A 14,513-nucleotide genomic window follows, 5' to 3' on the forward strand; every position below is an offset into this window, starting at 1 on the left:
CGCGGGGTGGAGCAGCTGGTAGCTCGTCGGGCTCATAACCCGAAGGTCACAGGTTCAAGTCCTGTCCCCGCAACCAATTTAATTTAATAAATACGCTTGAGTGGCGGAACAGGCAGACGCACAGGACTTAAAATCCTGCGGTGGTTAAACACCGTACCGGTTCGATTCCGGTCTCAAGCACCAATGTCGCGGGGTGGAGCAGCTGGTAGCTCGTCGGGCTCATAACCCGAAGGTCACAGGTTCAAGTCCTGTCCCCGCAACCAACATGGCGGAATAGCTCAGCTGGCTAGAGCATTCGGTTCATACCCGAAGTGTCGTAGGTTCAAGTCCTATTTCCGCTACCAAAGACTCACTATATATAGTGAGTCTTTTTCGTTTTGAAAAATAAAATTAATATATAAAAATCTACAATAAAAACCTTCCAGGAAAATATTACCATAAATTTACTTTAAAAAAATTCATTTTACAAAGAGATTACACTTTATACGACACAAAAGTTATCCCCTATAAAAAAGACAAAAATGAAATATAGATAAAAAATAAATTTACAAAAATTGGATAAATCCCTCCATTAACATATTTACTATAAAAATATTAATAAATTATGTATGACATTAGGAATTATATAAAAGTACAATTAGGGAAAAAATGTCAGAAATAAATTACAAGTACCTACCAGTAATTGACATTTAATTCCAGAGACCTTTGCTATAATAAATTTATCGATTGAAACAAGGAATTATTAAATTAAGGGGTAGGTGGTTATAAATGCAATATGGAGCAGATATATTTCCATATAAAAGGATGAAAAAATCAAATAATAATAAAATTAAAGAGCAGGATGGAAGCAAGAGAATTTTTCTTAAAATTTCAGGGATGTTTCTAATCAGCTTGTTAATTAGTAGAACGATGATAATTAATAGTACTGCTCCATTTGGAATTGCATTTTTAATAGTAGTACTAAATAACGATGATTATAGACTTACATTAGCATCAGCCTTTGGAACAATAATGGGATATATAACTATGCAAAGTTATGTTAAAGACATAAGCATGTATTATGTTATTATTCCAAGTGTAGTTTTACTATCTTTATTATTGTCCCATATAGATTTAAGTGAAAAATATAAGAAAATAGTGACGTGGGCAGTTTTAACTATTGGAATGTTCTCCTACAATATTATAATTAATGAATTTGGTTTAGGAATGGCTGGAATTTCAACACTTACGAATTTATGCTGTATATTCCCAATATATTTTATTCTCCAGATAAGTGATATATGCTTTAAAGAATTAAAAACTAAACATCTTTTTAAAGATGAAGAAGTAGTATGTATGGCTATTTTGATATCTATAGTTATTGCAGGTACCTGGGGAGTAAAAATATTTGGTGTATCAGTGACTAATGTACTCGCCTTTACAGCAGTATTAGGTCTAAGCTATATTAGCGGAAGTGCTATAGCAGGAACCGTAGGACTAGCCATGGGGGCTATAATTGGAATGAGTAATCAAAATTTATTAATATATATAACCGTCTTAGGGATGGTAGGGCTTATTAGTGGAATTTTCAAAGAAGGTGGACGAGCCTTTGTGTCCTTATCATTTTTAGTTACATTCTTAATAGTTAAAGTATATTTAATAACATCATCATTTACAGATATTAGTAGCTTTGCTTTAATGGACGGAATATTAGCAATAGGAATATTCGCCCTGATGCCAGGGCGAGTTTATGATACTATAGGTTCTGAAATTAATTCAGAGAAAAAACGAATAAATTTAGACAGAAATTATTTAAATAATATAAAAAATATGTATTTGAATAAGCTTGATAATTTTTCAGATGTATTATCAAATATGTCTAATATCCTATCGGAATTAGTTGACAATGACAAGTTATTAATGACAAGTAAAAGTACTGAGTTAGTAGATAATTTAGCAGCACGTGTCTGCGGTGATTGTAATGCTAATTGTATATGTTGGAATAGAGAACATCATCTAACTTATAATGCTTTTTCTGAGCTTATTGAAAATCAACAGAAAAAATCTAATAGATTTCCTATGGAATTAGAAAGGAAGTGTTTAAAAAAAGGTGCGCTTATAAGAAATTCGGAGGATGTGGTTAATAAATATATAATAAGTGAGATGTGGAGAACTAGATTAAGTGAAGGAAGGGAGCTTTTAGCAAGTCAAATAAATAATATGGCCAAGTCAGTAGATGAATTAGTTCAAGAATTTAATGAAGAGCTTAAAAATGACGGAAAATTAGAAAGGGATATAATTAAGCTTTTAGATAAGAATAAAATATATTATGATGATGTATTTTGTATAAAAGATAAAAATGATAGGAGTGTTATAAGAATAACTGCAACACAATATGGTTCTTTACAAGTATATTCTAATAGAATTTTACCAATCATAGAGGAAGCTGCAGGAACCAATATGGTTGTAAATGAAGATGGTTGTTATATAAATTCTAATACAAATAGTTGTATTGCAGTTTTTGAAGAGGCACCTAATTTAAAAGTAGTTACCTATATGGCTAAGGCGAGTAAAGACGGATATACAGTTCATGGAGATAGCTATAGCTTTGGAAATACTAGTATAGGAAACTATATGATGCTAGTAAGCGATGGTATGGGGTCAGGTCCGCAAGCGGGTAGAGAAAGTGAAGCGGCAGTAGAATTGATTGAGAAGTTCATAAATGCTGGGTTTAGTAAGACTACAGCTATTAATACAGTTAATTCTATAATGACCTTGAAATTTTGTGAAGAAGAGAAATTCTCTACTATAGACTTAAGTACTATAGATTTATATAGTGGAGAAATAGATTTTATGAAAGTTGGTGCAGTAGCTAGTTTTATAAAATCTGATGATGTAGTAGATATAGTGAAATCTAAAAGTCTACCTATTGGAGTTTTAGATGAAGTTGATATAGATACTTATACAAGAAAGGTTAAACACGGTGATTTAGTAGTTATGCTGACAGATGGCGTGTCTGATGTTGAAGAGGCAGGAGGGATTGGTTGGATTTTAGATTATATGGGTAGACATGATGAGGATGTTGAAAATTTAGCAAGTGGAATAGTAGAAGAAGCTAAAAGGCTTGGAAAAAATAAAGTGGGAGATGATATGACTGTTTTAGTATCAAAAGTATATAATCAATATAACGCAGGATAATATGTTATTCTCAGTATTAGACTAAGGTGTAAAATGAAGAAGTGTTAATAACATTTCTTCATTTTTTAAGTTAATATACAGTAAATTTCTATATCTAACTAAAGCTATATTCAAGGTTCACAACCGTAACAAATTATATAATGGACAATTGACATTTGACAATGATGGAGGAAACTGAATCACCAGTTTCTTTTGAATTGCTAGGGACTGGCTTTGATTTATTAGCTAAGAAGCACAAAGCTAGGAGAGCATCTAATTTTAAGTGAAGTAAATAAATTTACCGTGCCTGTACCATTTGTTATGGAGCTAAGATTATAATTTATTGCTTACTTAGATTTTGTTAGCAGAACTAGGTTTAAAAATACGTTTAGTATTACTAGGAACAAAGTGAGTAGTAATAACCATAATCATTAACTATTCACTTTTAACTCTTAACTAGTGAAGTCCCATTTGTGATGGAGATAAAACTACAAGTAATTGATTAATTAGATTTTCAAATAAAACTAGATTTAAAAATACGTTTAGTATTATTAGGAAGGAAAGACGTAGTAATGACTTAAATTCTTAACTAAATTAAGCTGTTAACTAGCAGTAAATATTAATTTGAAATTTTCTTGTTTGATAAATGAATAATTTTAAAACTCAGATTAGAACCATAAAATGTTTACATAAATAAAAAAATAATTAATAAATAGTTTGTATTTAAAAATAATAGTTGTTAAAAAATCATTTAACATTTAATATTAATACGTAGATTACTTTTATAAAAACATAAGATAAATTAAAAAAATATGGTGAATAATGAATAATAATTTCATTATAATATTTGTTCTTTTTCTTTTATTAAATTATAATTTGTGATAATATGGTTAAATGAACATTGTAATAATAGGAAGTGATAATGTTTTGCAAAATATAGTTTTAAGTACAATAAATACTTATAGCATGATAAAAAATAATGATAAAATTTTAGTTGCGTTGTCAGGTGGACCAGACTCTATGGCATTACTACATGTTTTAGACTCCTTAAAAGATAAATTAAATGTAAAAATAGGAGCAGCTCATTTAAATCATCTTTTAAGAGGTGAAGATGCTAAAAATGATGAAAAAATATGTGAAAACTTTTGCAATGAAAGAAATATTGAGTTTCACGCTAGAAGAGTAGATATTGATGAAATGGCGAAATCTAAAGGAATATCTCATGAAATGGCTGGGAGAGAAGCAAGGTATAATTTTTTTCAGGAGTTAATGAATAAATGTGGGTATACTAAAGTAGCGATTGCTCATAATTTAAATGATCAAGCGGAAACTGTACTTATGAGAATGATGCGAGGTTCTGGTATAGAAGGATTGGTTGGAATAAAACCAGTTAGAGATGAAATTTTCATAAGACCACTAATAGAGACTTCAAGAAAAGAAATAGAGAAATATTGTGAAGATAGTAATTTAAAACCAGCTATAGATAAAACAAATTTTGAGAATATTTACGCTAGGAATAAAGTGAGATTAGAGTTAATTCCATATATAGAAGAACATTTTAATAAAGATATAATAAAAACTCTTAATAGAATGTCTAGGGTAATTAACGAAGATAATGATTTTGTTGAAGATTTTTCCAAGAAAATATTCAAAAAATATTGTTATAAAAAACAGGATAGAGTTATAATATATAAAGATGCATTTAGTGAGCATAAATCTATAGTTTCAAGAGTGTTAAGAATGGCTATAATGCAAGTAAAAGGCAATTTATATAACATAGAAAGTGGTCACATTAATGACATAATTAAATTGTATAATCACAATACTGGTAAAACTTTAATGTTACCAGAGGGAATAAGAGTTGACAATGTTTATAAAGATATACATATTTATGTATGTAATACAAAACAGAAAGATAATACCAACTTTAATCTAAAGTTAAATATAGATGAAAAAATATATTGTGATGAAATATCAAAATATATAACTTTAAAATCTATATATAATAAGAAAGATTTTAAAATGGAAAATAATAATATGATAAAATATTTCGATTTAGATAAAATTAAAGGTGATATTTCTATAAGATACAGAAAAAATGGAGATAAATTCTCAATGCTAGGAATGAAGGGGAGTAAAAAGATAAAAGATATTTTTATCGATTTTAAGATTCCTAGAGAAGAACGAGATTTTATTCCATTAATATGTTTCGATAATGAAATATCATGGATAGTTGGGTTTAGAGTAAGTGAGAAATTTAAAATTGATAGAAATACTAAAAATATTTTACGTATATCAATAGAAAGGTAGGTTAATTTATGGAGGCAGATATAAAAGAGGTATTAATATCAGAAGAAGAACTAAAGGCAAAAGTAAAAGAATTAGGAGCTCAGATAACCAATGATTATAAAGGGAAAGATTTATTGGTATTGGGTATATTAAAAGGATCTGTTATGTTTATGTCTGATCTTTTAAGAGAAATAAAAACACCATGTTATATGGATTTTATGGCTGTATCTAGTTACGGTAATTCATCTGAAAGCTCAGGTATTGTAAAAATTATAAAGGATTTAGACTTTGAAGTTAAAGGAAAACATGTTTTAATAGTTGAAGACATAATTGATTCAGGAGTTACACTTAAGTATTTAATGAAATACTTAGCAGCAAGAAACCCTGAAAGTTTAGAAATAGCAAGTTTATTAAACAAACCAGAAAGAAGAAAAGAAGATGTTCATGCTAAATATTTAGGATACGATGTACCAGACGAATTTTTAGTTGGATATGGTCTTGATTATTCTGAAAGATATAGAAATTTACCTTACATAGGTATATTAAAAGAATCTGTTTACAAAAAGTAGTTAAAATGAATTTAATATGAATTCATATTGAACTCTTTATGATATAATAGTTATTAACTTAAAATTAAAACACTTTTAGAAAGAGAGGGGGGCCTTTAGTGAAGAAGTTTTCGAGTGCAACGGCCTGGTTATTAGTTTTAATTCTAGTAATTGTTTCAGCTTTTACACTTTATGATGGAAAAGGCAATGTTACGCAGTTAAATGCTATTCAATTTGAAACATACTGGAAAGATAGTAAAGTTAAAACAGCTCAAATGGATGAAGATAGGATGACAATAGTTGGTGAACTAAAAGATGGCACCAAATATGTTACCGCTTTACCAGAAAAAGCTTTTCTTGATTTAAAACAAGATTATGAGAATAAAGGATTAGAATCATTATCATTTACACCGCCACAAGAGGTTCCATTTTGGTTTACTATGTTACCAACATTCTTAATAATAATAATGTTAGTAGCATTTTGGGGAATGTTTATGCAACAATCTGGTGGAGGCGGTGGAAACCGTGGTGTTATGAACTTTGGAAAAAGTAAGGCTAAAATGGCAACACCGGATAAAAAGAAAGTTACATTTAAAGATGTAGCAGGTGAAGATGAGGAAAAAGAAGAACTAGCAGAAATAGTAGATTTTCTTAAAAGTCCTAAAAGATATATAGATGTAGGTGCAAGAATACCTAAAGGGGTGCTTTTAGTTGGTCCTCCAGGAACAGGTAAAACATTACTTGCAAAAGCTGTAGCTGGAGAAGCTGGAGTTCCATTCTTTAGTATATCAGGATCAGATTTCGTTGAGATGTTTGTAGGTGTAGGTGCTTCAAGAGTAAGAGACTTATTTGAGCAAGCAAAGAAAAACTCACCATGTATAATCTTTATCGATGAGATTGATGCTGTTGGTAGACAAAGAGGAGCCGGTCTTGGTGGTGGTCATGATGAGAGAGAACAAACATTAAACCAATTACTAGTTGAAATGGACGGTTTTGGAGTTAATGAAGGAATTATCATGATAGCAGCAACAAATAGACCAGACATACTAGACCCAGCATTATTAAGACCTGGTAGATTCGACAGACAAATAGTTGTTGGAGTACCAGATGTAAAGGGTAGAGAAGAAGTCTTAAAAGTTCACTCTAGAAATAAGCCATTAGGCGAAGATGTTGAGTTAAAGGTATTAGCAAAAAGAACTCCTGGATTTACTGGAGCAGACTTAGAAAACTTAATGAATGAGGCTGCATTATTAACAGTAAGAGGAAATAAAAAAGTTATAACTATGGAAGAACTTGAAGAAGCTATAACAAGAGTAATTGCAGGTCCAGAGAAGAAATCTAGAGTAATAAGTGAAAAAGATAAGAGATTAACAGCTTATCATGAAGCTGGTCACGCAGTTGTTTCAAAATATCTTCCAAATTCATATGCAGTACATGAAATAAGTATAATTCCAAGAGGAATGGCTGGCGGATACACTCTTCACTTACCAGATGAAGATACAAGTTACACATCACGTTCTAAGTTAAAAGACGAGATGGTTGGTCTTTTAGGAGGAAGAGTTGCAGAAGCTATAATACTTAAAGAAATAAGTACTGGAGCTAAAAATGATATTGATAGAACAAGTTCTATAGCTAAGAAAATGGTTATGGAATATGGTATGAGTGATAAATTAGGTCCTATATCATATGGTAAAGAACAAGGCGAAGTTTTCTTAGGAAGAGATATTGGTCATTCAAGAGATTTCTCAGAAGAAGTTGCATCATTAATAGATCAGGAAATAAGAGGTTTAGTAGATGAAGCTTATGTTAGAGCTAAAACAATATTAACTGAGAACGTTGATAAGTTACATGCAGTTGCTATGGCTCTTATGGAAAAAGAAAAGCTTACAGCTGAGGAATTTAACTTAATTATGGATGGCAAAAGTTTAGATGAATTAGAAGAAAAAGCTGAAAGTGAAAATAAATCTTTAGAAGAAGAAAAGTCTATAGATGTAGTAGAAAATACTGTGGAAAATGAAATTTCAGAGGAAAATGAAACTACAATAGATAAGGCTGATATTATAGATAAAGAAGATTAGAAAAAGAAGGGCAAAAAGGCCCTTCTTTTTATTTGCGAACTATATATAAAAAAATAGTGAAAAAATACGCCATATATCGTATAATGTTATTAAAGATAGAAATAAGATACGCAAAACAAAATAACTAACTTATATATTTACAATTAATTTACAAATATTTAATTTTCAGTAGAATATAAAATAATAATATATAGGTATACAACTATAGGATTATAGAATAACATTTAAAACTAAGGGATATAAACCGATTAAATATACTAACAATGAAATTTTATTTAGAAACATAATTAAAATTTTTAGTAGGTATAACATTTAATGTTATTTAGTGATACAATTTAATAATAATTAGTTAAACGTATAGTGAAATAAGCTTGAACTTCAATTAAAAAATCAAATCTGAATGTTCATTATATAGTTTATTATCATTATTTTAGAACATAAAGTCATATTAATATAAGATATAGAATATGATTTTATATTTCTGTATTAAATTTTTAGGTGAAAATTTAAAGGGGGTTTTATAATTATGATGACAGATATTGAAATTGCACAAAGCGCTAAAATGCTACCTATTGTTGATGTAGCTAAAAAAGTAGGATTATCAGAGGACGATATAGAGCTTTATGGTAAATATAAAGCAAAGGTATCTTTAGACGTTTTAAAGAAAAATAATAAGGACGGTAAGTTGATCTTAGTTACTGCTATTAATCCAACACCAGCAGGAGAAGGAAAGTCAACAGTTACAATAGGATTAGGTCAAGCTTTATGTAAAATGCAAAAGAATGCAGTTATTGCATTAAGAGAGCCTTCTTTAGGACCAGTTTTTGGAGTTAAAGGGGGAGCAGCTGGTGGTGGTTATGCACAGGTTGTTCCAATGGAAGATATAAACTTACACTTTACAGGGGATATGCATGCTATAACAACAGCAAATAACCTTTTAAGTGCAGCTATAGATAACCATATTCATCAAGGAAATTCATTAAAAATAGATTCAAGAAAGATACTTTTCAAAAGAGTATTGGATATGAATGATAGAGCATTAAGAAAAGTTATTGTTGGTCTAGGTGGAACTGCAAATGGATTTACAAGAGAAGATGGATTTACTATAACTGTTGCTTCAGAAATAATGGCAATATTATGTTTATCAAATGATTTGATGGATTTAAAAGAGAGATTTGGAAACATATTAGTAGCTTATAATACAGATGGAGAGCCTGTATATTGTAAAGATTTAAAAGTAAATGGTGCTATGGCTATGCTTATGAAAGATGCTATAAAACCAAACTTAGTTCAAACTTTAGATAATACACCGGCTATAATACATGGTGGACCATTTGCTAATATTGCTCATGGATGCAATAGTATATTAGCTACAAAAATGGCTTTAAAATTAGGTGACTATGCAATAACAGAAGCTGGTTTCGGAGCTGATTTAGGAGCTGAAAAATTCTTTGACATAAAATGTAGATATGGAAGTTTAAATCCAAGTGCTGTAGTTTTAGTAGCTACTATTAGAGCTTTAAAACATCATGGTGGAGTAAAAAAGGAAAATTTAAATATTTCTAATGTAGAAGCCTTATCTAAAGGTATAGAAAACTTAGAAAAACAAATAGAAAATGTTCAAAAATTTGGCGTGCCTGTAGTTGTGGCAATAAACAAATTTATAACTGATAGCAATGAAGAAGTTGAATTTATAAAAGACTTCTGCAATAAAAAAGGCGTAGAAGTATCTTTAACTGAAGTTTGGGAAAAAGGCGCAGATGGTGGATTAGATCTTGCTGAAAAGATAGTGAAAACTATAGAAGAAAGTGAAAGTAATTTTAAAGTATTGTATGATGAAAAGCTTTCTGTAAAAGAAAAGATTGAAACTATTGCCAAAGAAATATATGGAGCTGATGGAGTAGAATTTGTTCCAGCAGTAAAAAAACAAATAGCTCAAATAGAAAAAATAGGTGCAGATAAATTACCTATATGTGTAGCTAAAACACAAAATTCTTTATCAGATAATGGAAGTCTTTTAGGAAGACCAAGAGGATTTAAAATTACAGTTAAAGAAGTTAGATTATCAAATGGTGCAGGATTTATAGTAGCACTTACAGGTAATATAATGACAATGCCAGGATTACCTAAAGTTCCTGCAGCAGAAAAAATAGATATAAGAGAAGATGGAGTAATAGAAGGATTATTTTAATGAATAATTTGAAATATGAATTTTAAGATTTAAGAATCATTCTAAATGAACAAATAAATTATTAAGAAACCCATTATAAATTGAAAAGTTTATAATGGGTTTTGTTGTTTTAAAATATATGGAAACAAGCTTTCATTTAAATTTATTCAATAACTTTAAAATATTTTCATACAAAATGTAGTGTTGAATTTCAAGTGATTTGGAGCATATATCACTATGATTGAATTTTATCTCTTTGTCTCGTGACAAATAGTTTTCTATATTTAATTTAGTATTTATTTTCATATGCCTAAAAAAGACAGATTTACAGTTAAGAGTTGCAAAATTTAAGTCTTTTTTTTCAATACACAGAAAAATGAAATAAAACTTGCACATTTGGTGTACAATCTGAATTTTTTGTGATATTATTGTTGTTGGGTAACATGAGTATTTGAAAGTCAGGAGGCAATGAGATGGATAAACTTGATGTATTTGATGAAGTTATGCATAAAGCACACCAAGGTGGTGGCAAAGAAAAAGTTGATATGCAACACAACTTAAAGAAACTAACTGCTAGAGAAAGAATTTTATCTATACTAGATAATGGTTCTTTTATAGAAGTTGGTGGGTTAATTAAAAAGAATGGTTCAGGGGTTATAGCAGGTCATGGAACTATAAATGGCAGGTTAGTATATATTTATGCAGAAGATTATACTGTAGATGGTGCTACATTTAATAGGTTTGCGGCAGAAAAAATCTGCAATATAATGGACAAGGCTGCACAATGTGGTGCACCAATAATTAAAGTTTTTGATTCTATTGGTGGGAATATATCACAAGGAGTTGAACTTTTATCTTCTTATGGAAAGGTTTTAAGAAAAACTTCAAAATTAAATGGGGTTGTTCCACAAATAGCTATAGTAGCTGGACCATGTAATGGTATTATGGCTGCTAATGCAACATTAAGTGATTTTGTTGTGGTAATTGAAGGATTATCAGAACTAAGTGTAAATACAAATGATTCATTAAGAGTAGCAGAAAGCAATTATATAGATAATAAATTATTTAATAGTGAAAAAAGTATTAAAAGTGGAAATGCTAACTTTGTTGCAAAAACAGAGGAAGAAGCATTAAATATCACAAGGAAAATACTTGAATTTATACCATCTAATAGCTTAGAAATGGCACCGTTATCTTGTGAAGATAATAGTTTAAATGATAAAAAAGATAATTTGAATAAAGCAGCTATAGATGAAACTTTTAATGGAGAATTAGTTGTAAATACAATTGCAGATGAAGGCTCTACTTTAGAAGTTAACAAAAATTTAGAGTCTGCAATAAAAACTTATTTAATTAAATTGAATGGATTAACAGTTGGGGTTATGGCTAATGGCAATGAAAAGAGCAAATTAGATAGAAAACTTTCAACTAAAGTGTGTAGATTTGTAAGAATATGTGATAGTTTTAACATACCAATATTAAGTATTGTTGATACTTTAGCATTTGAAGCAAATCTAGAAGAAGAGATAAATGGAGTAGCTAGTGACGTAGGTACTATGATATATGCATTATCTGATTCAACCGTTCCAAAAGTGTCATTAGTTATAGGTGAAGCTTATGGCGCTGGTTATTTATCTTTAGCAAGTAAGGATGCTGCTTTTGATGTAGGTTTAGCTTGGCCAACAGCAAAAATAGCTCTAACCAATCCAAAGAATCAAATAAAAAATAAATATATAGAAGAAATAATTAATGCAGAAAATAAAGAAGCTAAAGAAGCTGAATTAATAAAAGAGCATATAAATGAATATGCAGATCCATATTTAGCAGCAGAAGTTGGATTAATAGATAGTATTATTAAACCAAGCGAAACTAAACAAATGGTATTTGCTATGTTAGATATGTTACAAAGCAAAAGAGAGTTAAGCTACCCTAAGAAACATGGAAAAAATCTACTTTAGGGAGGTAAGAATATGACAGGAAGTGTATTAGAGAAATTTATTTTTGCAGTAGGTGTATCGGTAGTTGCTATGCTTATAGTTTTTGCGGTGCTAATTATACTTATGTTTATAATAAAATTTCAAAACAGCATTTTTGAAAAAAGAAATGCTAAAAATATAGAAAAAGAAAAGCCTGAAGATACTGTTATTGTAACGAAAGTTGAAGAAAGTGAAGAAGTTGAACTTCAAGACGACTCAGAGATTGTGGCAGCTATAATTGGGGCTTTATCACTTCAATTAGATGTTCCAACTTCTGGTTTAAACATAAGAAGTATCAAAAGGGTATCAAATTCTAATTGGAATAATAATTCAAGGTAGAACTTGTTAAGGAGGAATTGTTTATTATGAAAAGATATAATGTAACTGTTAATGGAAATGTTTATCAAGTTGAGGTAGAAGAAGTAAAAGGAGAATTTACATCAGCACCACAACCAACTAATACAGTAGTGAAAACTGCACCAAAAGTTAAGGAGACTCCAGTAGTAGAAAACAAATCAGCTGCTCAAGGAGAAAAACTGGAAAGTCCAATGCCAGGAACTATCGTAAAAATAAATGCTGTAGAAGGCGCTAAAGTGAAAAAAGGTGATGTTTTATTTGTTTTAGAAGCAATGAAAATGGAAAATGAGATTATGGCACCAGTAGATGGTACTGTTGCAAAGGTTAGTGTACCAAAAGGAGCAGCTGTAAACACAGGAGATATATTAGCTGTTATTGGATAGTAAAAGGAGGCAAAATAAATGAATATTTTACAAGTGTTACAAGAACTATTAGCTTCCTCTGGCTTTGCGGCAATAACTTGGAAAGAGATAGTTATGCTTGCAGTAGCTTGCTTGTTAATATATTTAGCTATAGCTAAAGAGTTTGAGCCATTATTATTATTACCAATAGCATTTGGTATGTTATTAACAAACTTACCATTAGCAGATATAATGGCAGAACCATCAGCTGGAGCGGCTGGAGGACTTCTTTATTATTTATCTAAAGGAGTTAAATGGGAAATATTCCCGCCATTAATTTTCTTGGGCGTAGGAGCTATGACGGACTTTGGTCCATTACTTGCTAATCCATCTAGTGTACTTATGGGAGCAGGAGCTCAATTTGGAGTATTCTTTGCATTTATAGTAGCTATGGTTTTAGGATTTACACCACAAGAGGCGGCATCAATTGGAATAATTGGAGGAGCGGATGGTCCAACGGCTATATTCTTAACTAATAAATTGGCACCGCACTTATTGGGTCCTATAGCTGTTGCTGCGTATTCATATATGGCATTAGTACCTATGATTCAACCACCTATAATGAAGGCTTTAACAACAGATAAGGAAAGAACTATAAAAATGGGAGGATTAAGACAAGTATCTAAAACAGAAAAAGTTATATTCCCAATAGTTGTTGCTATATTAGTAATATTGTTCTTACCTTCATTAAAATCACTTGTAGGTATGTTAATGCTTGGAAATTTATTTAAAGAATCAGGAGTTGTTGGAAGACTTACAGATACAGCTCAAAATGCTTTAATAAACATAATTACTATATTCTTAGGTTTATCTGTTGGAGCTACAGCTAAAGCAGAAGTTTTCTTAACACCAAAGACTATAGGAATAGTAATTTTAGGAGTTGTAGCATTCTCTGTTGCAACAACATCAGGAGTTTTAATAGGAAAACTAATGTGTAAAATTACAAAGGGGAAAATAAACCCACTTATAGGTTCCGCAGGAGTTTCAGCAGTTCCAATGGCTGCTAGAGTTTCACAAGTTGTTGGACAAGAGTATGATCCAACAAACTTCTTATTAATGTATGCAATGGGACCTAATGTTGCAGGAGTAATTGGTAGTGCTGTTGCAGCAGGAGTATTACTATCCATATTTGGATAGTGATTAAAATATAATATAATGTAGTAAAGAGTGCCTTAAAATGGTTTTTATCATAAAATGGTACTCTTTATTAATTTTTTGTATAGAAGTATAAGGTTCTAAAATAAATTTTAAACTTATGAATTTATCAAATAAGAAAATTTAAGATTAATATAATACTAATATTTGACAGCTTATTTTAGTTAAGAGTTAAGAATTAAGAGTGAATAGTTATGGTTATTACTACTCACTTCGTTCCTAGTAATTCTCAACGTATTTTTTTATAAATTTGCAAAGCAAATTATAGTATTAGGTTAAAAGAAACTGGATTCCAGTTTCATCCTAAACTCTCTCCTTATAGTTTAGTTTTCTTTGATTTACTCTATTTTTCTTAGAATTTCATATTAGTCATATCCTTATAT

Annotated in this window: 9 protein-coding genes and 4 tRNA genes; all 13 read left to right on the forward strand. The window is 30.1% G+C overall.

Translation table 11 applies throughout. The features are described from left to right. The 13 genes from AZI32_RS15765 to AZI32_RS15825 all read left to right on the forward strand — a co-directional run bounded on the left by AZI32_RS15765 (window position 1) and on the right by AZI32_RS15825 (window position 14,112). Window positions 1–76 (forward strand) — tRNA-Met (locus AZI32_RS15765). 18 nt (window positions 77–94) lie between these two features. Further along, window positions 95–183, forward strand: a tRNA-Leu gene (locus tag AZI32_RS15770). A gap of 4 nt (window positions 184–187) precedes the next feature. Beyond that, window positions 188–263 (forward strand) — tRNA-Met (locus AZI32_RS15775). A gap of 4 nt (window positions 264–267) precedes the next feature. Beyond that, window positions 268–344, forward strand: a tRNA-Met gene (locus AZI32_RS15780). 424 nt (window positions 345–768) lie between these two features. Next, window positions 769–3,177, forward strand: a complete 2,409-nt coding sequence (gene spoIIE / locus AZI32_RS15785) for a stage II sporulation protein E (protein ID WP_061996745.1) — start codon at window positions 769–771, stop codon at window positions 3,175–3,177. A gap of 906 nt (window positions 3,178–4,083) precedes the next feature. Beyond that, a complete protein-coding gene (gene tilS / locus AZI32_RS15790; protein ID WP_082761294.1) occupies window positions 4,084–5,466 on the forward strand; it encodes a tRNA lysidine(34) synthetase TilS in 1,383 nt (460 codons plus the stop codon). Window positions 5,467–5,474: 8 nt separating this feature from the next. Next, on the forward strand, window positions 5,475–6,014 hold the full coding sequence (gene hpt, locus AZI32_RS15795) for a hypoxanthine phosphoribosyltransferase (RefSeq protein WP_010297695.1): 540 nt from the start codon (window positions 5,475–5,477) through the stop codon (window positions 6,012–6,014). A gap of 98 nt (window positions 6,015–6,112) precedes the next feature. Further along, window positions 6,113–8,071, forward strand: coding sequence for an ATP-dependent zinc metalloprotease FtsH (gene ftsH, locus AZI32_RS15800; protein ID WP_061996748.1), 1,959 nt, complete (start codon window positions 6,113–6,115; stop codon window positions 8,069–8,071). A 526-nt stretch (window positions 8,072–8,597) separates the two neighbouring features. After that, window positions 8,598–10,262, forward strand: a complete 1,665-nt coding sequence (locus AZI32_RS15805) for a formate--tetrahydrofolate ligase (protein ID WP_061996750.1) — start codon at window positions 8,598–8,600, stop codon at window positions 10,260–10,262. Between the two features lie 452 nt (window positions 10,263–10,714). Then, the gene (locus AZI32_RS15810) at window positions 10,715–12,199 is read left to right on the forward strand and encodes a carboxyl transferase domain-containing protein (protein WP_061996752.1); all 1,485 of its coding nucleotides are present in this window, start codon (window positions 10,715–10,717) and stop codon (window positions 12,197–12,199) included. Between the two features lie 12 nt (window positions 12,200–12,211). Beyond that, window positions 12,212–12,556 (forward strand): OadG family protein, encoded by a 345-nt coding sequence (locus tag AZI32_RS15815; RefSeq protein WP_061996754.1) that lies wholly within the window; start codon window positions 12,212–12,214, stop codon window positions 12,554–12,556. A gap of 26 nt (window positions 12,557–12,582) precedes the next feature. Beyond that, window positions 12,583–12,957, forward strand: coding sequence for a biotin/lipoyl-containing protein (locus tag AZI32_RS15820; RefSeq protein ID WP_061996756.1), 375 nt, complete (start codon window positions 12,583–12,585; stop codon window positions 12,955–12,957). An 18-nt stretch (window positions 12,958–12,975) separates the two neighbouring features. After that, on the forward strand, window positions 12,976–14,112 hold the full coding sequence (locus AZI32_RS15825; protein WP_061996758.1) for a sodium ion-translocating decarboxylase subunit beta: 1,137 nt from the start codon (window positions 12,976–12,978) through the stop codon (window positions 14,110–14,112). Window positions 14,113–14,513 lie beyond the last annotated feature (401 nt).

This window comes from Clostridium sp. ATCC 25772 (genome assembly GCF_001573875.1).
GTDB lineage: Bacteria > Bacillota > Clostridia > Clostridiales > Clostridiaceae > Clostridium_J > Clostridium_J senegalense.

Excerpts from the sequence above, each read along its gene's own strand:
- hpt (WP_010297695.1), top strand. The coding sequence starts at position 5,475 with ATGGAGGCAGATATAAAAGAGGTATTAATATCAGAAGAAGAACTAAAG.
- AZI32_RS15820 (WP_061996756.1), top strand. The coding sequence starts at position 12,583 with ATGAAAAGATATAATGTAACTGTTAATGGAAATGTTTATCAAGTTGAG.
- spoIIE (WP_061996745.1), top strand. The coding sequence starts at position 769 with ATGCAATATGGAGCAGATATATTTCCATATAAAAGGATGAAAAAATCA.
- AZI32_RS15810 (WP_061996752.1), top strand. The coding sequence starts at position 10,715 with ATGGATAAACTTGATGTATTTGATGAAGTTATGCATAAAGCACACCAA.
- AZI32_RS15825 (WP_061996758.1), top strand. The coding sequence starts at position 12,976 with ATGAATATTTTACAAGTGTTACAAGAACTATTAGCTTCCTCTGGCTTT.
- AZI32_RS15815 (WP_061996754.1), top strand. The coding sequence starts at position 12,212 with ATGACAGGAAGTGTATTAGAGAAATTTATTTTTGCAGTAGGTGTATCG.
- AZI32_RS15805 (WP_061996750.1), top strand. The coding sequence starts at position 8,598 with ATGATGACAGATATTGAAATTGCACAAAGCGCTAAAATGCTACCTATT.